We start from the raw sequence: 1,146 nt of genomic DNA on the forward strand, positions 1-1,146 counted from the left end.
CAGAAATCACAGGCGCATCGTTGGTGCCTACAATCTTAATCGTCACCGTTTGGGTATCGGTTTTTGGATTACCTGGTTGGTTGTCGCTGGCCACAACAGTAAAGGTTTCATACTTCACTTCCCCTTGGGCCAATTTATCCGCCGCAGAACCTACGTCTGGATTGACCGTATAGGTCCATTCGCCATCTTGGTTGATGGCAAAGGTTCCATAGGTTCCTTCTCCTGTACCTTGGATTGACCATTCTACGGTGTCATTGTCTACATCGGTGGCTGTTAATGTTCCCAATGCTTGTACAGCGGCTACTGGTGTAGTTTCTCCTTGTCCATCTGTCACCACACCTGCTTCTGAAGCTTCTCCGCTTGTTTGGCCAGAGATAACAGGGGCATCGTTGGTGCCATTAATCGTAATAGTAAGGGTTGATGTGGCAATCGCGCCATTGGCATCTCGGATGGTGTAGGTAAAGGTTTCTGTAAGGGTATCGCCTTCGTTAAGGGCGCCAACATCACCGTTTCCATTGTTGAGGGTGTACATGTAAGCACCCGTGGCTTTATTAACCGCCAAGGCACCATAAGCACCACCAAGGGTTAAATTACCAAAGAAGTTCGTTGTTGTATCGCTATTTCCCGTAAGGTCAGAAGTGATTTTAACCACATCAAGGGCAAGAATTGGATTGGCATGGCCATCCACATCGTAATCATTGGCAAGCAAGCCACCGATGGCAAAGGGATTGCCCGGTTGGATGTCGCCCCAGAAGTTACCACTTCCTGCTTCAGTGACACTGTTGGTATCCGCAACAGCCACAGGCGCATCGTTGGTGCCAAGGACCGTAATAGTTACATCACGGGTATCGGTTGCCCCGTGTTCATCCGTAACCGTAACCGTGAAGGTTTCTGTGACACTTTGACCTTCTTTGAGTTTATCCGCCGCAGAGCCTGGTGTTTCATCTACAGTATAAGTCCAAACGCCTGTTTCAGCGTCAATCTCAAAGCTTCCGTACGTGCCTGAGGCATTGCCTGACCATGTCAACACAGCACCATTATCCACATCGGTTGCGCCCATGGTGCCTGTGGCTGGCGTAGCAGGAACAACAGTACCATCATCAAGGTTACCCGCCTCAATGGCAGTGCCAGTGGTGATGGAGTCGT

General features: G+C 49.8%; 1 protein-coding gene. It reads right to left on the reverse strand.

Annotated elements, in window-relative coordinates:
• Positions 1-1,146 (reverse strand): VCBS domain-containing protein (locus AC5SLM_RS14410; protein ID WP_495251672.1); only part of this gene is annotated, 1,146 nt, incomplete at both ends.

Source organism: Sulfurospirillum sp. HTRB-L1, from assembly GCF_059415125.1.